Source organism: Pseudomonas sp. FGI182 (assembly GCF_000511325.1).
In the GTDB taxonomy this organism is placed as follows: domain Bacteria; phylum Pseudomonadota; class Gammaproteobacteria; order Pseudomonadales; family Pseudomonadaceae; genus Aquipseudomonas; species Aquipseudomonas putida_Z.
Window position 1 is genome coordinate 5022871 of record NZ_CP007012.1, and the last position, 21492, is coordinate 5044362.

A 21492-nucleotide genomic window follows, 5' to 3' on the forward strand; every position below is an offset into this window, starting at 1 on the left:
CGGTACAGGCCACGAATTATTCGAACAGCGCATCCAGGGCCTGCTCCAGCCGGGTAACGGCAATCACCTGCAACCCTGCCGGAGCCTCTTTCGGCGCATTGCCCTTGGGCACGATGGCCCGCTTGAAACCATGCTTGGCGGCTTCCTTCAAACGCTCCTGGCCACTGGGCACCGGCCGCACCTCGCCCGACAGGCCGATCTCGCCAAACACCAGCAGGCCATGGGCCAGGGGCCGGTTGCGCAGGCTGGACATCACCGCCGCCAGCAGCGCCAGGTCCGAGGCGGTTTCCAGCACCTTCACCCCGCCCACCACGTTGAGGAACACATCCTGGTCATGGGTGGGAATACCGCCGTGGCGGTGCAGCACTGCCAGCAACATGGCCAGGCGGTTCTGGTCCAGGCCCAGGGTCACCCGGCGCGGGTTGGCCAGGTGGCTGTCGTCGACCAGCGCCTGCACCTCCACCAGCATCGGCCGGGTGCCCTCCCAGGTCGCCATCACCACGCTGCCCGGTACTTCCTCCTGGGTGCGGTTGAGGAAGATCGCCGAGGGGTTGGACACCTCCTTCAGGCCACGATCGGTCATGCCGAACACACCCAGCTCGTTGACCGCGCCAAAGCGGTTCTTCACCGCCCGCAGCAGGCGCAGGCGGCCATCGGACTCGCCCTCGAAATACAGCACGGTGTCGACCATGTGCTCGAGTACCCGCGGGCCGGCCAGCGAGCCTTCCTTGGTCACGTGGCCGACCAGGAAGATCGCCGTGCCGCTCTGCTTGGCGTAGCGCACCAGCAACGCCGTGCTTTCGCGCACCTGGGCCACGCCGCCGGGTGCCGATTGCAGCTGCTCGGTGAAAATGGTCTGGATCGAGTCGATCACCATGACCCGCGGTTTCTCGACGCGGGCCGTGGCGATGATGGTCTCGATGCAGGTTTCGGTCATCACCTTGAGCTGGTCCTGGGGCAGGCCCAGGCGCCGGGAGCGCATGGCCACCTGCTGCTGCGACTCCTCGCCGGTGACGTACAGCGCCGGCATGCCCACGGCAATGTTGCACAAGGTCTGCAGCAGGATGGTCGACTTGCCGATGCCGGGGTCACCACCGATCAACACCACCGAGCCATCCACCAGGCCACCGCCCAGCACGCGGTCCAGTTCGGTGCTGCTGGTGGTGAAGCGCGGGATTTCCTCGACACTGACTTCGGCCAGGGTCTTGATCTGCGCCTGCTGCCCGGTCCAGCCGGCACGGCCGCTACTGGGCGCAGCGGCACCGCCGCTTTCGATCATGGTTTCGACCAAGGTGTTCCAGGCGCCGCATTCGCCACACTGGCCGGCCCATTTGGGGAAGGTCGCACCGCACTCGGTGCAGCCATACAAGCGCTTGGCCTTGGCCATGGCTGGGGTCTCCTGGAAAAAAACCGCCATGATAGCCGAGCCGGACGTGCCTCGAACGCCTCGGGATGCGACAAAACTATTCGTTCTAACAGCAGTCTGTGGCCCTGAGCACAACGCATGAAGCGTTTGAGTGGCTTACACTGCGTAAACCTTACCTTTTGTTACAAGGAACCAAACATGGGCATGATCAGTGAATTCAAGGCCTTCGCGGTCAAAGGCAATGTCGTCGACATGGCGGTTGGTATCATCATCGGCGCGGCCTTCGGCAAGATCGTCTCGTCTTTCGTCGGTGACGTGGTCATGCCGCCACTGGGCCTGTTGATCGGTGGCGTGGACTTCAGCGACCTGGCAATTACTCTGAAGGCTGCCGAAGGTGACATTCCGGCCGTGGTGCTGGCGTATGGCAAGTTCATCCAGACCGTGATCGACTTCGTGATCGTGGCCTTTGCCATCTTCATGGGGGTGAAGGCGATCAACCAGCTCAAGCGTGAAGAGGCCGTGGCGCCGACTGCACCGCCTGTGCCGACTGCAGAAGAGACCTTGCTGACCGAGATCCGCGACTTGCTCAAGGCGCAGAATCAGAACCGCTTGCCTTGAGATTGCCAGGGGCTGCCTTGCAGCCCTGTCGCGACACAAGGCCGCTCCTACAAGGTTTTTGCATCTCCCAGGAAATAGCGGTTCCTGTAGGAGCGGCCTTGTGTCGCGATGGGCCGCAAAGCGGCCCCCACGGCCTTACCAGTAGTTCTCCACAGCCACCTGCCCCGGCCGCTTGCTCAGGCTCAATTGCAGGTCGCGCGCCTTCAGTACCTTGCGCGTTTCATCAATCATCTCTGGGTTGCCACACAGCATCACTCGCGAATGTTCCGGCGACAGTTCCAACCCCGCCGCCTTCTCCAACTCGCCATTCTCGATCAGCGTGGTAATCCGCTGGTTCAACGCCCCCGGGTGCGGTTCACGGGTCACCACCGGAATGAACTGCAACTTGCCGGCGAATTCGGCCAGGTAATCGCGCTGCTCCAGCCCGGCGATTTCATCCACATAAGCCAGCTCTTTCGCTTCGCGCACCGAATACACCAGCTTGATGTTGTCGAAACGCTCCCAGGCCTCGAAGTCCTGCAGGATCGACATGAACGGCGCAATGCCAGTACCGGTCGCCAGCAACCACAGGTCGCGGCCACCGACGAAGCGGTCGAGGGTGAGGAAGCCGAAGGCCTGGCGGTCGATCAACAGGGTATCGCCTGCCCCCAACCGGCTCAGCTCGCTGGTGAATTCCCCACCTGGCACCACGATGGAGAAGAAGTCGAGGTGCTCGTCATGGGGCGCGCTGACCATGGAATAGGCGCGCCACACCACGCTGCCATCGGCCTTGGTCACGCCAAGGCGGGCAAACTGGCCGGAACGGAAGCGGAACCCCGCATCGCGCGTAACCCGCAGGCTGAAGAGGTTCGGCGTAAGTGGCTGAACATCGAGCAGGGTCTGGCGGGTGAACTTTTCGGCGCTAGCGGTCATATCGGGCTCCAGGTTTGGCGTGCGCACAGTGTCGCGCAAAGTGGCGCGGATAAAAACCACTGCTTTGTAGGGCCTCATCTGCGGCGATCCTGCCGAAGTCGCATCGGATCCTGACCGCTATAACAAAAAAATCTCAGCACATTGGTAGGTCTTTTCCTACAATCATCCGGGCATCCAAACGGACTGGACCTGAGGCACAAGGAGTATTTCAGATGCGCCACTGGAAACCCGAGTATCTTCGTGCGTTCGCCGAAGAACATTGCCCACAGAAGTTGTTCGGCATGGCCGTGAATATGGTGCAGGATCTGGGCATGCAGTACGTGGCGCTGAACATTCGCATCCAGATCGCTACGCAAACACCCCACCTGTTCCTGTACAGCAACTACCCCCAGGAATGGATCGAGCGCTACCAGCGCGATGACCTCTACAAGCAGGATTCAGCCGCAAATGCGAGCCACGGCTCGACCATGCCAGTGCTGTGGACCGATGACCTGTACCGCGAGGCTCCGCAATTTCGTAAAGCTGCCTGCCAGAGTGGTTTGCGCCATGGCTGGACGCAGTCATTGCACGACCAGCAGCACAACGAAAGCCAGATAAGCGTGGCCAGGTCCACAAGGTCCATCAGCATTACCGAACTCTACAGAAAGGCCGGCAATGTGCAGTGGCTGAGTCACAAACTGCATGAGGTGATCAGCGCACATCACCTCGCTGCACTATGCCCGCCGCAGCCGAAAATGAGCGAGCGGGAGCTGGAAGTGCTGAAATGGTCGGCCGCCGGCAAGACCGCCGCCGACGTTGCCTGCATCCTGTCACTGTCGCAAAGCACGGTAAACTTCCATATCCGCAGTGTCATCACCAAGACCAACGCCGCCAACAAGGCCGCCGCCATCGCCATCGCCGTCATGCGTGGCTGGATCTGACCCTGCGACCTTGGGCAAAGCCCTGTAGAATCGCCCGGCAAAGCCCGGGGCGAACCGCAACGGGCAGTTTCGTACCCGAGCCAGACGCCATGCCCCTGTTGACCACCCCCTACGCCGAACTCGACCTGATCCGCCAGCCGGAACAGGCCAACGACCCGCTGCAGGCTTTCGATGCCGCCGACGAGTACCTGCTTGCGCAGCTGCACGAACAGGCCCCAGGGGCCGACTGCCGGGTACTGGTGCTCAATGACAGCTTCGGCGCCCTGGCCGCCAGCCTGGCGGGCAAGCTGCAGGTAGTCAGCAGTGGCGATTCGCACCTGGCGCACCTGGCCCTGGAAAAGAACCTGGCACGCAACGGCCTGCCATTCGACAGTGTGCCGTTCGTGCCGGCCAGCGAGCAGTGGCAAGGCCCGTTCGACCGGGTACTGGTGCGCGTGCCCAAGACCCTGGCCCTGCTCGAAGAACAGCTGATCCGCCTGCAAGGCCACCTGGCGCCCGGTGCGCAGGTGATTGCCGGGGCGATGATCAAGCACCTGCCACGGGCGGCCGGTGACCTGATGGAGAAGTACATCGGCCCGGTGCAAGCCTCGCTGGCGCAGAAAAAGGCCCGCTTGCTGACCGCGACGGTGGCCGAACGGCCGGTCGCCCGCTCGCCCTACCCTAGCCGCTACCGCCTCGACGCGCCGGCGCTGGAGCTGCTGAACCACGCCAACGTGTTCTGTCGTGAGGGGTTGGATATCGGCACGCGGGCGTTCCTGCCGCACCTGCCTCGCGAACTGGGCCGCGCGCGGGTGGCGGACCTGGGCTGTGGCAACGGCGTGCTGGCGATCGCCAGCGCCCTGGCCAACCCGGATGCCCAGTACACCCTGGTCGACGAGTCGTACATGGCGGTGCAATCGGCGCGGGAGAACTGGCAGGCCGCGCTGGGCGAGCGCCCGGCGGTGTTCGAGGCAGCCGATGGGTTGGCGGGGGTAGAGAAGCAGTCGCTGGACGTGGTGCTGTGCAATCCGCCGTTCCACCAGCAGCAGGTGGTGGGCGATTTCCTCGCCTGGCGCATGTTCCAGCAGGCGCGTGAAGCGTTGGTGGTGGGTGGGGCGCTGTATATCGTGGGTAACCGGCACCTGGGCTATCACAGCAAGCTGGCGCGGTTGTTCCGGGGGGTGGAGCAGGTGGCGGCAACGCCCAAGTTCGTCATCCTTAAAGCTCGTAAATAGGCTTTGGGGGCTGCTTTGCAGCCCATCGCGACACAAGGCCGCTCCTACAGGGAGACGCGACAATCTGAATGATCGCGGTCCCTGTAGGAGCGGCCTTGTGTCGCGAAAGGGGCGCAAAGCGCCCCCATTGGTTCAATGGGTGGTCAGCCCCGCAGCCCCCATGAACAGGCGCATCACGTAGGCCGCCACGCCCAGGGCCGCCACGCTCATCGCCCAGATCAGCAGCAGCCAGCCCAGCCGCTGCCACAGGGGTTTCTTCTCGTCCAAGCCATGCTTGCCGGTCATCATGCACCCCTCCTAGTGATAGCCGTCTTCATGGGTCACCTTGCCGCGGAACACGTAGTAGCTCCAGAAGGTATACATGAGGATGAACGGCAGGATGAACAGTGTGCCCACCAGCATGAAGCCCTGGCTCTGCGGAGGCGCCGCGGCATCCCAGATCGAGATCGACGGTGGGATGATGTTCGGCCACAGGCTGATGCCCAGGCCGCTGTAACCGAGGAAGATCAGCACCAACGTCAGCAGGAACGGCGTGTAGTGCGCATTGCGCGCCACCGCCTTGAGCAACCCGTAGAAGGTCACCAGCACCAGGATCGGCACCGGCATGAACCAGACCAGGTTAGGCATGCTGAACCAGCGGTCGGCGATCTGCGGGTAGGCGATCGGTGTCCACAGGCTGACGATGCCGATCACTACCAGCAGCACCAGCGCCAGCGGCCGGGCGATGTCGTGCATCTTCTGCTGCAGCGACCCTTCGGTCTTCATGATCAGCCAGGTGCAGCCCAGCAGGGTGTAGGCAACGATCAGCCCCAGGCCACAGAACAGGCTGAACGGGGTCAGCCAGTCAAGGGTGCCACCGGCGAAATGCCGGTCGACCACCTTGAAGCCTTCGAGGAAGGCACCCAGCGCCACGCCCTGGAAGAAAGTGGCGATCAACGAACCCCAGATGAACGCCTTGTCCCAGATGTGGCGCTTGTCGGCCTTGGCCTTGAAGCGGAACTCGAAGGCCACGCCGCGGAAGATCAGGCCGATCAGCATCAGGATCAATGGCAGGTACAGGGCCTCCAGCACTACCGAGTAAGCCATCGGGAACGCCCCGAACAGCCCGGCACCGCCCAGCACCAGCCAGGTCTCGTTACCGTCCCACACGGGGGCGACGGTGTTCATCATCACATCTCGGTCCTGCTCGCCCTTGACGAACGGGAAGAGCATGCCGATCCCCAGGTCGAAACCATCCATCACCACGTACATCATGACGCCGAAGATGATGATCACGGCCCAGATCAGCGAAAGGTCGATACCCATGGCTCAGTTCCCCTTGCTCAGGCTGGCGGAGTTGGCCTCTCGGCCATCATCGGCGGCGGACAGCGGCCGCGCCGGCGTGCGTTTGGTGCCAGGGCCACCAGGTTTGTGCTCGTCACCCTCACCGGTCTGCGGCCCTTTGCGCACCAGGCGCATCATGTAGCCAAGGCCGGTGCCGAACAGGGCGAAGTACACCACCACGAAGGCCACCAGGGTGAAGCCGAGCTGGGCGTAACTGTGGTTGGACACACCGTCTGCCGTGCGCATCAGGCCATACACCACCCAGGGCTGGCGGCCGATTTCGGTGGTGAACCAGCCGGCCAGCAGCGCGATCAGCCCGGAAGGGCCCATCCACAGGGCCAGGTACAGGAACGGCCGCGAGGTGTAGAGCGTGCCGCGCTTGCGCAGCCAGAGGCTCCACAGGCCGACGAAGATCATCAGGAAGCCCAGCCCGACCATGATCCGGAACGACCAGAAGACGATGGTCGAGTTGGGCCGGTCTTCGGGCGGGAACTCCTTCATCGCCGGCACCTGCTTGTCCAGGCTATGGGTCAGGATCAGGCTGCCGAGCGCCGGGATCTCGAGCTTGAAGCGGGTGGTTTCGGCCTGCATGTCGGGAATGCCGAACAAGATCAGCGGGGTCGGCTCGCCGGGCACGTTCTCCCAGTGGCCTTCGATCGCGGCGATTTTCACCGGCTGGTGCTTGAGCGTGTTGAGGCCATGGAAGTCACCGATCACCGCCTGGATCGGGGCGACGATCAGCGCCATCCACATGGCCATCGACAGCATCTTGCGCACCGCCGGGTTGTCACGCCCGCGCAGCAGGTGCCAGGCCGCCGAGGCGCCGACGAAGAACGCGGTGGCAACGAACGCGGCCGTGGCCATGTGCATCAGGCGGTAGGGGAACGAGGGGTTGAATACCACCGCCAGCCAGTCCACCGGCACCACCCGGCCATCGATGATCTCGTGGCCTTGCGGGGTCTGCATCCAACTGTTGGAGGCAAGGATCCAGAAGGTCGAGACCAGGGTGCCGAGCGCCACCATCACCGTGGAAAAGAAGTGCAGGCCACGGCCGACGCGGTTCCAGCCAAACAGCATGACCCCCAGGAAGCCAGCCTCGAGGAAGAACGCGGTCAGCACCTCGTAGGTGAGCAGCGGACCGGTAATGGCGCCGGCGAAGTCGGAGAAGCGGCTCCAGTTGGTACCGAACTGGTAGGCCATGACCAGGCCGGAAACCACCCCCATGCCGAAGTTGACGGCGAAGATTTTCGACCAGAAGTGATAAAGGTCACGGTAGACCTGGTTGTTGGTCCGCAGCCAGAGGCCTTCGAGGACTGCCAGGTAGCTCGCCAGGCCAATGGTGATGGCCGGGAACAGGATATGGAACGACACGGTAAAGGCAAACTGCATTCGGGCGAGCTCTAAGGCCTCTATTCCGAACATGGTGCTTCCTCTTCAGATAATCCGGCGTCCGGGCCGCTGGCCCCGTCGCCCACTGCCCCCACGGTAGTCGAGTGCGGCGCGTTGGAATTGTTCTGTTCGATCGCAGGGATTTCGGCCCAAGGGCCCGATCGTTACATCTGGAACGATTGACCCAGATCAACGATTGCTAGGAAGCATAGTCCTGAATGGCCCGCCGGGCCGTGTGGTTGATTGCCGCGTGACCGGTTGCCCCACCCCCTTTCATGACGCGTGAAAAAGTGCCGACCCCGGCAAACAGTAACCGTTTGTTACAAACAGATGATACGCTGCGCACCCCTCTACTGCGCCGAGGCCCCTGGTTTCCGATGTCCGATTCCGCACCGCAGTTGTTGCGTCACCACCGCCCTTTCCTGGCCTTCTGGCTGGCCCGCGTGTTCACCGCCAGCGGCTTCCAGATGCTCACCGTGGCCATTGGCTGGCACCTCTACCAATTGACCGGCAATGTGCTGGACCTGGGCCTGGTCGGCCTGGTCGAGTTCGCCCCACGGGTGCTGTTCATGCTCCACACCGGGCATGTCGCCGACCGCTATGACCGGCGCAAGGTCGCTGCGCTGTGCCAGAGCCTGCAGGGGCTGATAGCCCTGGCACTGGCGCTGGGCAGTGCCACCGACAACGTCACCCGCGAGCTGATCTTCGCCCTCGCCTTCCTGCTCGGTGCCACGCGTTCGTTCGAAATGCCGGCGACCCAGGCGCTGCTGCCCAACGTGGTACCGGCCGGGCTGTTCCCACGCGCGGTGGCGGCTTCGGCCTCGGCCACCCAGTCGGCAACCATTGTGGCGCCGGCGGTGGGCGGTTTCCTGTATGCCTTCGGCAGCATCTGGGTATACGGCCCCACCGTGGCCCTGTACGCCATCGCCTGCGTGCTGACCCTGAGCCTGCAGGCACGCGGCCAGGTGGCCCAGCGCGGGCGCGCCAGCATCGAATCGCTGCTGGCCGGCATCCGCTTCATTCGCAGCCGGCCCGACATCCTCGGCGCCATCTCGCTGGACCTGTTCGCCGTACTGCTGGGCGGGGCCACCGCGCTGCTGCCGGTGTTCGCCAAGGACATCCTGCTGACCGGCCCGCTGGGCCTCGGCCTGCTGCGCTCGGCGCCAGCGGTGGGGGCATTGCTGATGTCGCTGTGGCTGGCGCGCTTCCCGTTCGAGCGCAACGTGGGGCGGACCATGTTCACGGCAGTGGGCGTGTTCGGCGTGGCGACCATTGCCTTCGGCCTTTCGACCTCGTTCTGGTTCTCGCTGGCAGTGCTGGTGGTGCTGGGCGCGGCGGACATGATCAGCATGGTTATCCGAGGCGCCTTCGTGCAGCTGGAGACGCCGGATGAAATGCGCGGGCGGGTGAGCGCGGTGAACGGCTTGTTCATTGGTGCTTCGAACCAGCTCGGCGAGTTCGAATCGGGGGTGACCGCGCACTGGTTTGGCACAGTGCCAGCGGTGGTGCTGGGTGGGGTGGGCACTTTGGTGGTGACCGGGGTGTGGATAAAGCTGTTCCCGACACTGGCCAAGCGGGACCGGTTGCATAACGGTTGATCGCTCGCCTGTGCCGGCCTCTTCGCGGGCTTGCCCGCTCCCACAAGGACCGCGCCGCCCTCAGGCCCTGTGGTGTCCCTGTGGGAGCGGGCAAGCCCGCGAAAGGGCCGGTACAGGCTATAGAGAACCCATTCCCCAACGGCCATAGGCCCCCGCCAAGCATGCTGGTATGATGCGCGGCTTTTTTCCGCCCCACACAAAACCACGGCAACCGGTACGGTCTGTGCTTTGCTGATGGGGTCGATACATTCATGGCGCCGGGGGCGCCTTGGGGAGCGGGCATGCTGGAAAGGCTGTTTCAACTAAAAGCACACAACACCAATGTGCGCACCGAGATTCTCGCGGGCGTCACCACCTTCCTGGCCATGGCCTACATCCTGTTCGTCAACCCGAGCATCCTCGGCGAGACCGGCATGGACAAGGGCGCGATCTTCGTCGCCACCTGCCTGGCCGCGGCCATCGGCTCGGTGACCATGGGCCTGATCGCCAACTACCCGATCGCCCTGGCGCCGGGCATGGGCCTGAACGCGTTCTTCACCTACACCGTGGTCCTGCACATGGGCCACACCTGGCAGGTGGCACTGGGTGCGGTGTTCCTGTCGGCGGTGATGTTCTTCCTGCTGTCGATCTTCCGCATCCGCGAATGGATCGTGAACAGCATCCCGCTGCCGCTGCGTTCGGCCATTGCCGCGGGTATCGGCCTGTTCCTGGCATTGATCGCCCTGCATAACGCAGGCATCGTCGTCGATAACCCAGCCACCCTGGTGGGCCTGGGCGACCTCAAGCAGCCGGCACCGATCCTCGCCACCCTGGGCTTCTTCCTGATCGTCGGCCTCGAGTCGCTGAAAGTGCGCGGCGCCGTGCTGATCGGCATTCTCGCCGTAACCATCGCCTCGATCCTGATGGGCGTGACGCCCTTCGGCGGCGTGGTCTCGATGCCGCCATCGCTGGCCCCGACCTTCCTGCAGCTGGACATCGCCGGCGCGCTGGACGTGGGCCTGGTCAGCGTGATCTTCGCCTTCCTGTTCGTCGACCTGTTCGACAACTCCGGCACCCTGATCGGCGTGGCCAAGCGCGCAGGGCTGATGGGCAAGGACGGCCACATGCCGAAGATGGGCCGTGCCCTGATCGCCGACAGTACCGCAGCCATGGCCGGCTCCCTGCTGGGCACCTCGACCACCACCAGCTACATCGAATCCGCCGCGGGCGTGAGCGCCGGTGGCCGCACCGGCCTGACCGCCATCGTGGTCGCCGTGCTGTTCCTGCTGGCGCTGTTCTTCGCCCCGCTGGCCGGTAGCGTGCCGGCCTTCGCCACCGCCCCGGCGCTGCTGTTCGTCGCGGTGCTGATGGCCTCGGGCCTGGCAGAAATAAACTGGGACGACGTCACCGAAGCCGCACCGGTGGTAGTGACCGCCCTGGCCATGCCGCTGACCTACTCGATCGCCAACGGCATCGCCTTCGGCTTCATTTCCTGGACCGCCGTCAAGCTGATCTCCGGCCGCCACCGCGACCTGAACCCGGCCCTGGTGATCCTTTCCATCCTGTTCGTCATCAAGCTGGGCTGGTTCAACGCATGAGTGCTGCTTTCGACCCCTCCTCCTACACCACCCAGCTGGACGCCAAGGTGGCCCGGCTGCGCGAGCTGCTGGCGCCGTTCGGCGCGCCGGAGCCGGCCGTTTTCGACTCGCCGCGCGAGCATTACCGCCTGCGCGCCGAATTCCGCCTGTGGCGCGAGGATGGCCAGCGCCACTACGCCATGTTCGCCCCGGGCGAGAAGCACAAGGCGATCCTGATCGACGACTTCCCCATCGCCAGCCAGCGCATCAATGCACTGATGCCGCGCCTGAAGGCGGCCTGGCAGGCCAGCGAGGAACTGGGCAACCGCCTGTTCCAGGTGGAGTTTCTCACCACCCTGGCTGGCGATGCCATGGTCACCCTGTGCTACCACCGCCCACTGGACGAGGCCTGGGAAACGGCCGCACGGCAGCTGGCCGAGGACCTGGGCGTGAGCATCATCGGCCGCTCCAAGGGCAAGCGCCTGGTCATCGGCCGTGACTACGCGGTGGAAAAACTCGACGTCGCTGGCCGTGTGTTCAGCTACCGCCAGCCGGAAGGCGCGTTCACCCAGCCCAACGGCGCGGTGAACCAGAAGATGCTGAGCTGGGCCTTCGAGGCCATCGGCGAGCGCGATGACGACCTGCTGGAGCTGTACTGCGGCAACGGCAACTTCACCCTGCCGCTGGCCACCCGCGTGCGCCAGGTGCTGGCCACGGAAATCAGCAAGACCTCGGTCAATGCCGCGCTGAGCAACCTCGACGAGAACGCTGTGGATAACGTGCGGCTGGTGCGCCTGTCGGCAGAAGAGCTGACCCAGGCGCTGAATGAGGTGCGGCCGTTCCGCCGTCTGGAAGGCATCGACCTGAAGAGCTACGCGTTCGGTACGGTGTTCGTCGACCCGCCACGGGCGGGGATGGACCCGGACACCTGCGAGCTGACCCGGCGTTTCGAGCGGATCCTGTACATCTCGTGCAACCCGGAAACGCTGGCGGCGAACATTGCCCAGTTGCAGGACACCCACCGCATCGAACGGTGTGCGTTGTTTGACCAGTTCCCCTATACCCACCATATGGAGAGTGGGGTTTTGCTGGTTCGGCGCTGACCTTCAGATCGCCGGGGCTGCTTTGCAGCCCATCGCGACACAAGGCCGCTCCTACAGGAAGAACGCGATTCCCTGTAGGAGCGGCCTTGTGTCGCGATGGGCCGCAAAGCGGCCCCGAGGCCCGACTCAGAAGTCGAAGAACACCGTCTCCCCTTCCCCCTGAATACGGATATCGAAGCGATACGCCGTCTTCCCGTCCACCTCGCAACGCTTGGCCACCAGGGTCTCGCGCCGCTGCGGCTGCTCGATCAGGTTGAGCACCGGGCACTTGGCATTGGCCTCGGCCTCGTCATCGAAATACAGCCGCGTGTGCAGGTGGATGTTGATCCCCCGGGCAAACAGGCTGATGTTGATGTGCGGTGCCATCGGCACGCCCGCAGCGTTGTTCACCACACCCGGCTTGACCGTGTGCAGGGTCCACTCACCGGCATCGAAGGTGGTGGCGGTGCGGCCGAAGCTGTTGAAGGCGTTTTCCAGGTTGTAGGCATCCTGGTACTCGCCGTTGGCATCGGCTTGCCACACTTCCAGGAACGAATCGCGCACCAGGTGGCCGTTACCGTCATACACCTGGCCGATCAGCAGGATGTGCTCGCCCGGCGCGTCCGGCTTGGCCAGGCGGTTCCAGATTTCCTGGTCGCGGGTCGGGTTGCCGGCCGCTTCCAGGGCCAGGCCGATGTGCACGTAGGGGCCGGCGGTCTGCGAAGGGGTTTCCGGCAGCAGTTCGATTGGCATGGCGGGGTCCTCAGCAGTTTTCGAAGTGGGTCTTGCGCTGGCCGCGCAGCACGATGTCGAAGCGGTAGGCCAGGCAGTCCATCGGGTTGGCGTTGCTCATGTCGAGCTTGGCGATCAACTGCTGCACGGCTTGCGGGTTGGCGATCGACTTGACGATCGGGCACATCGGGATCAGCGGGTCACCCTCGAAGTACAGCTGGGTGATCAGCTTGGTGGCGATCGACGGGCCGCTGATGGCGAAGTGGATGTGCGCCGGGCGCCAGTCGTTCGGGCCGTTGCGCCATGGGTACGGGCCCGGCTTGATGGTGCGGAAGCTGTAGTAGCCATCACGGTCGGTCAGGCAACGGCCGACGCCACCGAAGTTCGGGTCCAGCGGCGCCAGGTAGCGGTCGTTCTTGTGACGGTAGCGGCCGCCGGCATTGGCCTGCCACATTTCCACCAGGGTATTCGGCACAGGCTTGCCGTACTGGTCGACCACACGGCCGGCGACGATGATGCGCTCGCCGATCGGCAAGCCGCCGTTGTTGAAGTTCAGCAGCAGGTCATGGTCATGGGCGCCGAAGCCCAGGTGGGAAAAGTCCGGGCCGGTGGTTTCGCTGATCGACTGCGGGATGCTGACCAGCGCCTGGCGCGGCGAGCGGGCAATGGACGTCTTGTAGTCAGGCGTAAGGGCTTTCGGGTGCCAGTTGCGATCACGGATCACGAAGCGGCTGTTGTCCTGGGCGGGCATGCCGGTTTCCTCTCTTGGAATTATGGAAATGCGCGGGGGGTTCTTTGAAACCCTGTCGCGGGCAAGCCCGCTCCCACATGCAGTTTCAGGCAGGTAGCGTGCAATGAATATTGAAATCAGCCACATCAAACATAACCATTTGGTTATGCATAAGCACCTTGGCCTGACACTCGTCGCCGTCGTGGACTAATCTTTGTCTTCTTGTTTCACGCTCCGGAGAGCATTCATGGATTGGCGAAAAGGCCGACGCAGCGACAATGTGGTCGATGCCCGAGGCGAAGGTGGTGGCGGCGGCATGCGTTTCGGCGGCGGCAAGGGGCTGGGGCTTGGTGCGGTGCTGCTGATTGTCGGCATTGGCTGGCTCACCGGCCAGGACCCGTTGCAGATTCTTGGCCAGCTCGCCGGCCAGATGGAGCAGCAACAACAGCAGGCCCCCAGCAGCGCGGGCGGCAAGGCCCCGCCGGCCAACGACCAGCAGGCCGAGTTCGTCGCCTCGATCCTGGGCGACACCGAAGACACCTGGAAAGCCCTGTTCGCCGAGGGCGGCAAGCAGTACCGCGACCCCAAGCTGGTGCTGTTCAGCGGCCAGGTCAATTCGGCCTGTGGCTTTGCCTCGGCGGCGGTGGGGCCGTTCTACTGCCCGGCAGACCAACGGGTCTACCTGGACATGTCGTTCTTCCGCGAAATGGAAACCCGCTTCGCCGCAGCCGGCGACTTTGCCCAGGCCTACGTGATCGCCCACGAAATCGGCCATCACGTACAGACCCTGCTGGGCGTGTCGGCCAAAGTCGATGCCGCGCGCCGCAGTGGCCAACGCATGGAAGGCGACAATGGCCTGCTGGTGCGCCAAGAGCTGCAGGCCGACTGCCTGGCCGGTGTATGGGCCTACCAGGCGCAGAAGCGCCTGAACTGGCTGGAACCGGGCGACGTCGAAGAGGCACTGAACGCGGCCAATGCCATTGGCGATGACCGCCTGCAGCAGCAAGGCCGCGGGCGCGTGGTACCAGACTCGTTCACCCACGGCACCTCGGCGCAGCGGGTGCGCTGGTTCAAGGCCGGGTTTGCCGAGGGCGAAGTGAACCGCTGCGATACCTTCAGCGCGCGCAACCTCTGAGGCTTCATGGGGCTGCAAGGCAGCCCCAATCAAGCCAGTTACAAATCTGCTGAAAAAGCGTTTCAGCTTCCTCCATCACTGCCGATAACCCCTGCACGAATCAGCGGGCATCCAGAACAACAACGCCTGGCGATCGAAGATCAAGCGAGCGAAAACAACTTCTGGAGAGCGTGCATGAACAGCTGGTTCGCCAACATCAGCGTCAACCTCAAACTCGGCCTGGGGTTCGGCCTGGTACTGATCCTCACCGGCCTGCTGGCCCTGACCGGCTGGACCAGCCTGGGCAGCCTGATCGACCGCAGCAACTGGATGGGCGATATCGGCCAGCTCAACAAGGACCTGACCGACCTGCGCATTGCCCGCCTGCAGTACATGATCGCCAACGGCGACGATGCCGCCGCCGCCAACACCCAGACCAAGCTGGACGCCTTCAGCAAACAGCAGGCCTACCTGGCCAGCACCTTCAAGAGCCCGGAAAACATCAAGCTGCTGGGTGAACTGGGCGAGACCATCAGCGCCTACAAGGTGTCGCTGAACAAGATGCGCCAGGGCTACGACGCCACCCGCACCGCGCGCACGGCCATGGACGGTTCGGCCAGCCGCGCCGACCAGGCCATGGACGCCCTCAGCCAGGAAGTCATGGCGCGCCCCGAAGCCGACAGCGTGCGCCTGGCCCAGTACCAGCTGATCAGCAAGGCCCGCCAGCAACTGCTGCAGGTGCGCATCGACGTACGCGGCTACATTGCCGAAAACAGCGCTGCCAACGAGCAGGCCGCCCTGCGCCAGCTGGACGCCGCCCTGGCCGAAATCGACAACCTCAAGCGCCAGCTGCCGGCCGAAGACACGCGCCTGCAACAGTTCGAAGGCTCGGTGCTGGCCTACCGTGACGCCGTGCGCCAGTTCCGCGATGCGGTCGCCAACATCACCACTGCGCGCGCCGAAATGACCGTGCAGGGTGCGGACATCGTCAAGCGCAGCGACGCGCTGTACCAGATCCAGCTGCAGCGCCGCGACATCGAGAGCACCCAGGCCCGCAGCCTGCAGGCCATCGCCACGCTGCTGGCGCTGCTGGTCGGCGTGCTGGCGGCAGTGCTGATCACCCGGCAAATCACCCGCCCGCTGCGCGACACCATGGTGGCAGTGGAAAAGATCGCCAGCGGCGACCTCACCCAGCATCTGCGCGTCACCCGCCGCGACGAACTGGGCGTGCTGCAACAAGGCATCGCCCGCATGGGCACCACCTTGCGCGAACTGATCAGCGGCATCCGCGACGGCGTCACCCAGATCGCCAGCGCTGCCGAGGAACTGTCGGCGGTGACCGAGCAGACCAGCGCCGGCGCCAACAGCCAGAAGGTCGAGACCGACCAGGTAGCCACCGCCATGCACGAAATGGCCGCTACCGTTCAGGAAGTGGCGCGCAATGCCGAACAGGCCTCGCATGCCGCGACCGGTGCCGATGACGAAGCCCGTGCCGGCGACCGCGTGGTGGGCGAAGCAATTGGCCAGATCGAACGCCTGGCCGAGGACATGCACCGCTCCACCGAAGCCATGAACCTGCTGCAGCAGGAAAGCCAGAAGATCGGCAGCGTGATGGACGTGATCAAGTCGGTGGCCGAACAGACCAACCTGCTGGCGCTGAACGCAGCGATCGAGGCGGCGCGTGCCGGCGAGGCCGGGCGTGGTTTTGCCGTGGTGGCCGATGAAGTGCGCGGCCTGGCCCAGCGCACGCAGAAATCTACCGAAGAGATCGAAGAGCTGATCGCCAGCCTGCAGCATGGGACCCAGCAAGTAGCTACGGCCATGCACGGCAGCCGTACCCTGACCGACAGCAGCGTCGAGCTGGCGCGCAAGGCCGGGGCTTCGCTGGAGAGCATCACCAGCACGGTGTCGAGCATCCAGTCGATGAACCAGCAGATTGCCGCAGCGGCGGAACAGCAGAGTGCGGTGGCGGAGGAGATCAGCCGCAGCATCCTGAATGTGCGCGATGTGTCGGAGCAGACGGCGGCGGCCAGTGACGAGACGGCGGCGTCCAGCGTGGAGCTGGCGCGGTTGGGTGGGCAGTTGCAGACGTTGGTCAGCCAGTTCCGCGTCTGATCCTGGAATCTGGGGCCGCTTTGCGGCCCATCGCGACACAAGGCCGCTCCTACAAGGGACCGCGATCTCCTGTAGGAGCGGCCTTGTGTCGCGAAAGGAGGGTAAAGCCCTCCCAGCGATGGAACAGGTATTACTTGACGATCATCCCTACCCCACGCCCACGCGGATCCGAAGCGGTCTCCAGCTTCGTCCCATCAACCCGGATCGCCTGGATATCCCCCATTTCCCAGCCCTGGTCCTCCAGCACATAGCCCATCTTCTTCAGTTCATCAGCCACCGGCCCGGTCAGCGGCGCATAGCTGTCGAAGTAGATGGTGTCCTTGGGCAGCAACTGATGGTGCACGCGCTGCGCCGCCACCGCCTTGTCCAGCGGCATGTCGTAGTCGTACAGGTTGTTCATCACCTGGAAGATCGAGGTGAAGATCCGCGAGCCACCCGGGGTACCGATGACCAGCTCGACCTTGCCATCACGGGTCATCAGGCTGGGGCTCATGGACGACAGCATGCGCTTGCCCGGGGCGATGGCATTGGCATCGCCGCCAACCACACCAAAGGCGTTCGCCGCACCCGGCTTGGCGCTGAAATCGTCCATCTCGTCGTTGAGCAGGAAGCCGGCGCCTTTCACCACCACACCACTGCCGTAGTCGAGGTTGAGGGTGTAGGTGTTGCTGACCGCATTGCCCTGCTTGTCGACGATCGAGAAGTGCGTGGTCTGGTGCGGCTCCAGGCCCGGCTTGACCTTGTCGGTGTCGGAAATGGCCTTCGGGTTGACCTGCGCGGCGCGCTTGGCCAGGTAATCCTTGGCCACCAGCTGATCCACTGGCACTTTGGTGAAGGCCGGGTCGCCAAGGTAATCGGCGCGGTCGGCGAACACACGCTTCTCGATCTCGGCCAACAGGTGTATGTACTGCGCCGAGTTGTGCGCCACACCCTTGAAGTCCGCCGCGCGGTTTTCCTTGATGCCCAGCAGCTGGGCCAGGGCGACGCCACCGGAGCTTGGCGGTGGCGCGGTATACACCACGTTGCCACGCCAGCTCACAGCCATCGGCTCACGCCAAACGGCCTTGTAGTCCTTGAGGTCCTGTTTGGTGATCAGGCCCTTGTCGGCCTGCATCTGCGCCACCAGCAGGTCGGCGGTCTTGCCCTGGTAGAACTCGCTCACGCCCTTGTCGGCGATGCGTTCCAGGGTCTGGGCCATTTCCGGTTGCTTGAACAGCTCGCCGACCTTCATGTTGCCGAAGTAGTCGTTGAAATTGGTCGCGGTCTTGAACATGCCCTGGGCATCGTTGCGGTACTGGTACTGCTTTGCGGCCACCTTGAAGCCGTTTTTCGCATAGCCGATGGCTGGGGTCAGCAGCTCGCTCCAGGGCAGCTTGCCGAACTTCTGGTGCGCCTCCCACAACCCCATCACCGTGCCCGGTACGCCAGCAGCGCGTGCCCCGACCAGGCTGAGGTTCTCGATGACCTCACCCTTTTCGTCCAGGTACATGTTGCGCGTGGCGGCCTGGGGCGCGACTTCGCGGTAGTCGAGGAAGTAGGGTTTGCCGTCGACGAACAGGGTCATGAACCCGCCACCGCCGATGTTGCCGGCCTCGGGATAAGTCACCGCCAGGGTGAAAGCCGTGGCCACTGCCGCATCCACCGCGTTGCCGCCTTTCTTGAGGATGTCGGCGGCCACCTGTGCACCATATTGATCGGGCGCGGCCACCGCGCCGCCCTCAAGGTTGGCGGCATGAACCGAGGAACAGCTCAGGATCGCGGCTGCGAGAGCCAGGTACTGGAACGGAGCAATACGCATGACACTTCCTTGGTGTTGTTTTTGTTGAGCAGTCAGTAAGGCCGAAGCGCTTCGACTGTGCAATCAACCGCAGGAAGTTTCGCCGCCTGTGGGCAGGATCTGTCGCGTTCAGACAACTCAGCTGGCGTACATCGCCAACTTGCGCTGGATGAAATCGAGGAAGCACTGGATACGCAGCGCCAGCTGGGTGTTGCGGTAGTACACCGCATGGATCGGCTGGCGGTAGCCGTTGTTGGCTTCGCTCAGCAGCACTTGCAGGCGCCCGGTGCGGATGTCCTCGTGGGTCATGAAGTGCGACAGGCTGACGATGCCCTCGCCGGCCAGCGCCAGTTGGCGCAAGGTCTCGCCGCTGGAGGCGATCAGCGCCGGGCGGATGCTCCAGCGGTCACCCTGGGCATGGCGCAGTGGCCAGTGGTTGAGCGATTCGGGCTGGCTGAAGCCAAGCAGGCAGTGGTTGGCCAGGTCCTCGACCCGCTGCGGCGTGCCGTGCTGCTCGAGGTAGGCCGGGCTGGCCAGCACCTGTACCGGGCTGCAACCCAGGCTGCGTGCGTGCAGGCTGGAGTCGGCCAGTTCACCGATGCGGATCGCCACATCGGTGCTCTGCTCCAGCAGGTCGATGATCAGGTCGTCGGTATTGAGTTCCAGTTCGATGCCAGGGTATTGGCGGCGGAACTCGCCGATCCACGGCAGGATGGCGTGCAGCATGAACGGCGCGGCGGCGTTGATGCGCAGGCGCCCGGTGGGGGTCTGGCGGTTCATCGACAGGCGCTCTTCCATCTCGTCCATCTGCTCCAGGATCAGCCGCGCGCGTTCGAGGAAGAAGCGGCCCTCCTCGGTCAGGTCCATGCGCCGAGTGGTGCGGTTGACCAGCGTGGTACCCAGCTTGCCCTCAAGGCGCGACAGGGTACGGCTGACGGCGGACGGGGTCTGGCCCATCTGCTCGGCAGCAGCGGAAATCGAGCCGCAGTCGATGACGGCGACGAATACCTGGAGTTCTTCGGATCGGGTTTTCACATCTGCGCCTGTGGTTGGTCTCTGCAGGGATTAGATAGCCGCTTGTCGAGGCCAAGTCCAGCGGTGCCTGTACGGGCCTCTTCGCGGGTTTACCCGCGAAGAGGCCAGCACAGGAAAAACCTTACTGTGCCTTGCCAAATACCTTGTCCAGATGCGCCTCATAGGCCGCCAAAGCAGCCGGCACATCCGGCCGCTTCATCACATCCACTGCCAGGAAAGTCGGCAGCCCGGTCATGCCGAGGAACTGGTTGGCCTTGTGGAACGGGAAGTACACCGCGTCCACCCCCTTGCCCTCGAAGAAATCGCTCGGGTCGTCGAATGCCTGCTGCGGTGCATTCCAGGTCAGCGAAAGCATGTACTGCTTGCCGTGCACCAGGCCTCCGCTGCCGTACTTCTGCGAGTAGTCCGCACGGGTACGGCCGTCGTTGGCATACAGGCTGCCGTGGCCTGCGGTGAACACCTCGTCGATGTACTTCTTCACGGTCCATGGCGCGCCCATCCACCAGCCGGGCATCTGGTAGATCACCACATCGGCCCAGAGGAACTTCTCCACCTCTTCCCGGGCGTCGTAGCCGCCGTCGATGAAGGTCTGGCGTACATCGAAACCGGCCCGGTCCAGGTGAGCGATGGCCGCTTCGTGCAAGGTCGCGTTGAGGCGACCGCCGGAGTGAGCGAACTGTTTACCACCGTTGAGCAAAAGGATCTTCTTCATGCGGGCCTCGCGGAAAATTCAGGCCGGCAGGTTAGGGGCTCGCGGGCGCGGGATACAGTAATGCATAGGCAAAATACAATTGACCTGAAGTCACGAATCAACAATACATTATTGCCTTAGAATCGCATCACCTCCCATCAACGAGTAGCGACCCATGAGTGAGCAGTACGCCTTCATCCTCAAAGCCAAGACCCGCCCGGAAATGGCTGAAGCGTTCGAAACCCTGTTCCGCGCCTACGTCGAAGCAAGCCGCCAGGAGCCGGGCTGCATCGAATACCACATGCTGCGCGACAAGCAGGACCCGAGCCTGTTCGTGTTCTTCGAGGTCTGGGCCGACAAGGCCGCGCTGGATGTGCATTCGGCCCTGCCGCACATGACCGCGTTCTTCGAAAAGCGCATGGACTACCTGGAACGCGACTTCGACATCCAGATGATCGACATGCTCAGCGCATCAAGCGCTAACCGCTGATCAGCAAATGGCCGCCGAGTGCGGCCAGGCCGATGAAGAAGCAGCGTTTGAACAGCAGCGCGCTGATGCGCTGACGCAGCCACTGGCCGGCCAGCATGCCGAGCAAGGCCGGCGCCAGCATCAGCAGCGAAGCCCCCAGTGCCTGGCCACCCAGGGCATCCTGCCCGGCCAGGCCAACGGCCAAGGCCAGGGTCGAAACCGTGAACGACAGGCCCAGGGCCTGGATCATCTGTTCCCGGCTCAAACCCAGGCTCTGCAGGTAGGGCACAGCCGGTATCACGAATACCCCGGTCGCCGCCGTGACCACGCCCGTAACCAGCCCGCAAAGCGGCCCCAGCCAAGGCTCCCGCCCCGGTGCCAGGCGCAGGCCCGGGCCGACCAGCCCGTACAGCGCATACACCATCAAGGCCGCGCCCAGTGCATGTGCGGCCCAAGGGCCGCTGTTGATCCCCAGCCAGGCACTGCCCAGCAAGGTACCGACGAAGATCATCGCCAGCATTGGCCACAGGCGTGCCAGCAAGCCCCGCAGGTGCCCACCGCTGGCCAGCTGCCACAGGTTGGTGAGGGTCGAAGGCACGATCAGCAACGCCGCAGCCTGCGCCGGTGACATAGCCAGGCCCAGCAGGCCCATGGCGATCGTTGGCAGGCCGAGGCCGATCACGCCCTTCACCGCGCCGGCCAGCAGGAAAGTCAGTACCACCAGCAGCGACAGCGCTGGGCCAATGTTCTGGTAGAAAGCGAGCAAGGTATTCATGGGCCGATGATGGCGTGCGCCGGCCGGGGTGAAAATCTGCCATATACTCAGCCAGACTCTTGCCAGGACAGAGCCA

General features: G+C 64.0%; 20 protein-coding genes. 9 read left to right on the forward strand and 11 right to left on the reverse strand.

The window, feature by feature from the left end:
* Positions 1–16: 16 nt before the first annotated feature.
* Entirely contained in the window at positions 17–1387 is a 1371-nt protein-coding gene (gene radA / locus C163_RS22115) for a DNA repair protein RadA (RefSeq protein WP_003251626.1), read from the reverse strand.
* A 177-nt stretch (positions 1388–1564) separates the two neighbouring features.
* On the opposite strand from radA, the gene mscL reads away from it, so the two are divergent.
* Positions 1565–1984, forward strand: coding sequence for a large-conductance mechanosensitive channel protein MscL (gene mscL / locus C163_RS22120; RefSeq protein ID WP_025340640.1), 420 nt, complete (start codon positions 1565–1567; stop codon positions 1982–1984).
* A gap of 135 nt (positions 1985–2119) precedes the next feature.
* On the opposite strand, the gene C163_RS22125 is transcribed toward mscL, so the two are convergent.
* On the reverse strand, positions 2120–2896 hold the full coding sequence (locus tag C163_RS22125; protein WP_025340641.1) for a ferredoxin--NADP reductase: 777 nt from the start codon (positions 2894–2896) through the stop codon (positions 2120–2122).
* 212 nt (positions 2897–3108) lie between these two features.
* Here C163_RS22125 and C163_RS22130 point away from each other — a divergent pair, with 212 nt between their 5' ends.
* A complete protein-coding gene (locus tag C163_RS22130) occupies positions 3109–3816 on the forward strand; it encodes an autoinducer binding domain-containing protein (RefSeq protein ID WP_025340642.1) in 708 nt (235 codons plus the stop codon).
* 89 nt (positions 3817–3905) lie between these two features.
* Positions 3906–5030: a methyltransferase gene (locus C163_RS22135; RefSeq protein ID WP_025340643.1), complete on the forward strand. Its 1125-nt coding sequence runs from the start codon at positions 3906–3908 to the stop codon at positions 5028–5030.
* 132 nt (positions 5031–5162) lie between these two features.
* On the opposite strand, the gene C163_RS22140 is transcribed toward C163_RS22135, so the two are convergent.
* The 3 genes from C163_RS22140 to C163_RS22150 are packed head-to-tail and all read right to left on the reverse strand — an operon-like array spanning position 5163 to position 7775.
* Positions 5163–5318, reverse strand: coding sequence for a DUF2474 domain-containing protein (locus C163_RS22140; protein ID WP_008094148.1), 156 nt, complete (start codon positions 5316–5318; stop codon positions 5163–5165).
* Positions 5319–5327: 9 nt separating this feature from the next.
* Positions 5328–6335, reverse strand: a complete 1008-nt coding sequence (cydB, locus tag C163_RS22145) for a cytochrome d ubiquinol oxidase subunit II (protein WP_025340644.1) — start codon at positions 6333–6335, stop codon at positions 5328–5330.
* Between the two features lie 3 nt (positions 6336–6338).
* On the reverse strand, positions 6339–7775 hold the full coding sequence (locus C163_RS22150) for a cytochrome ubiquinol oxidase subunit I (protein WP_025340645.1): 1437 nt from the start codon (positions 7773–7775) through the stop codon (positions 6339–6341).
* A gap of 344 nt (positions 7776–8119) precedes the next feature.
* On the opposite strand from C163_RS22150, the gene C163_RS22155 reads away from it, so the two are divergent.
* The 3 genes from C163_RS22155 to trmA all read left to right on the forward strand — a co-directional run bounded on the left by C163_RS22155 (position 8120) and on the right by trmA (position 11999).
* On the forward strand, positions 8120–9340 hold the full coding sequence (locus tag C163_RS22155) for an MFS transporter (RefSeq protein WP_025340646.1): 1221 nt from the start codon (positions 8120–8122) through the stop codon (positions 9338–9340).
* 281 nt (positions 9341–9621) lie between these two features.
* Positions 9622–10917 carry an NCS2 family permease gene (locus tag C163_RS22160; RefSeq protein ID WP_015271803.1) on the forward strand — a complete coding sequence of 432 codons (1296 nt, stop codon included), beginning with the start codon at positions 9622–9624 and terminating at the stop codon, positions 10915–10917.
* Positions 10914–11999, forward strand: coding sequence for a tRNA (uridine(54)-C5)-methyltransferase TrmA (gene trmA / locus C163_RS22165; RefSeq protein WP_025340647.1), 1086 nt, complete (start codon positions 10914–10916; stop codon positions 11997–11999). The genes C163_RS22160 and trmA overlap by 4 nt, the downstream gene beginning before the upstream one ends.
* 126 nt (positions 12000–12125) lie before the next feature.
* On the opposite strand, the gene pcaG is transcribed toward trmA, so the two are convergent.
* On the reverse strand, positions 12126–12731 hold the full coding sequence (gene pcaG / locus C163_RS22170) for a protocatechuate 3,4-dioxygenase subunit alpha (protein WP_015271805.1): 606 nt from the start codon (positions 12729–12731) through the stop codon (positions 12126–12128).
* Positions 12732–12741: 10 nt separating this feature from the next.
* Complete coding sequence (gene pcaH / locus C163_RS22175) at positions 12742–13461, reverse strand: protocatechuate 3,4-dioxygenase subunit beta (protein WP_003251597.1); 720 nt, start codon at positions 13459–13461, stop codon at positions 12742–12744.
* 226 nt (positions 13462–13687) lie between these two features.
* Between pcaH and C163_RS22180 the strand changes: the two genes are divergently transcribed.
* Together C163_RS22180 and C163_RS22185 are read left to right on the forward strand one after the other, a co-directional pair.
* Positions 13688–14575 (forward strand): neutral zinc metallopeptidase, encoded by an 888-nt coding sequence (locus tag C163_RS22180; RefSeq protein ID WP_025340648.1) that lies wholly within the window; start codon positions 13688–13690, stop codon positions 14573–14575.
* Positions 14576–14749: 174 nt separating this feature from the next.
* Positions 14750–16669 (forward strand): methyl-accepting chemotaxis protein, encoded by a 1920-nt coding sequence (locus C163_RS22185; protein WP_025340649.1) that lies wholly within the window; start codon positions 14750–14752, stop codon positions 16667–16669.
* Between the two features lie 130 nt (positions 16670–16799).
* On the opposite strand, the gene ggt is transcribed toward C163_RS22185, so the two are convergent.
* The 3 genes from ggt to C163_RS22200 form a co-directional block, all read right to left on the reverse strand.
* Positions 16800–18467: a gamma-glutamyltransferase gene (gene ggt, locus C163_RS22190; RefSeq protein WP_025340650.1), complete on the reverse strand. Its 1668-nt coding sequence runs from the start codon at positions 18465–18467 to the stop codon at positions 16800–16802.
* A gap of 117 nt (positions 18468–18584) precedes the next feature.
* Entirely contained in the window at positions 18585–19481 is an 897-nt protein-coding gene (locus C163_RS22195) for a LysR family transcriptional regulator (RefSeq protein WP_025340651.1), read from the reverse strand.
* Positions 19482–19602: 121 nt separating this feature from the next.
* Positions 19603–20193: an NAD(P)H-dependent oxidoreductase gene (locus tag C163_RS22200; protein ID WP_025340652.1), complete on the reverse strand. Its 591-nt coding sequence runs from the start codon at positions 20191–20193 to the stop codon at positions 19603–19605.
* Between the two features lie 154 nt (positions 20194–20347).
* Between C163_RS22200 and C163_RS22205 the strand changes: the two genes are divergently transcribed.
* A complete protein-coding gene (locus C163_RS22205; protein WP_025340653.1) occupies positions 20348–20662 on the forward strand; it encodes a putative quinol monooxygenase in 315 nt (104 codons plus the stop codon).
* On the opposite strand, the gene C163_RS22210 is transcribed toward C163_RS22205, so the two are convergent.
* Entirely contained in the window at positions 20652–21416 is a 765-nt protein-coding gene (locus C163_RS22210) for a sulfite exporter TauE/SafE family protein (protein WP_025340654.1), read from the reverse strand. The two genes, C163_RS22205 and C163_RS22210, sit on opposite strands and share 11 nt — an antisense overlap.
* Positions 21417–21492 lie beyond the last annotated feature (76 nt).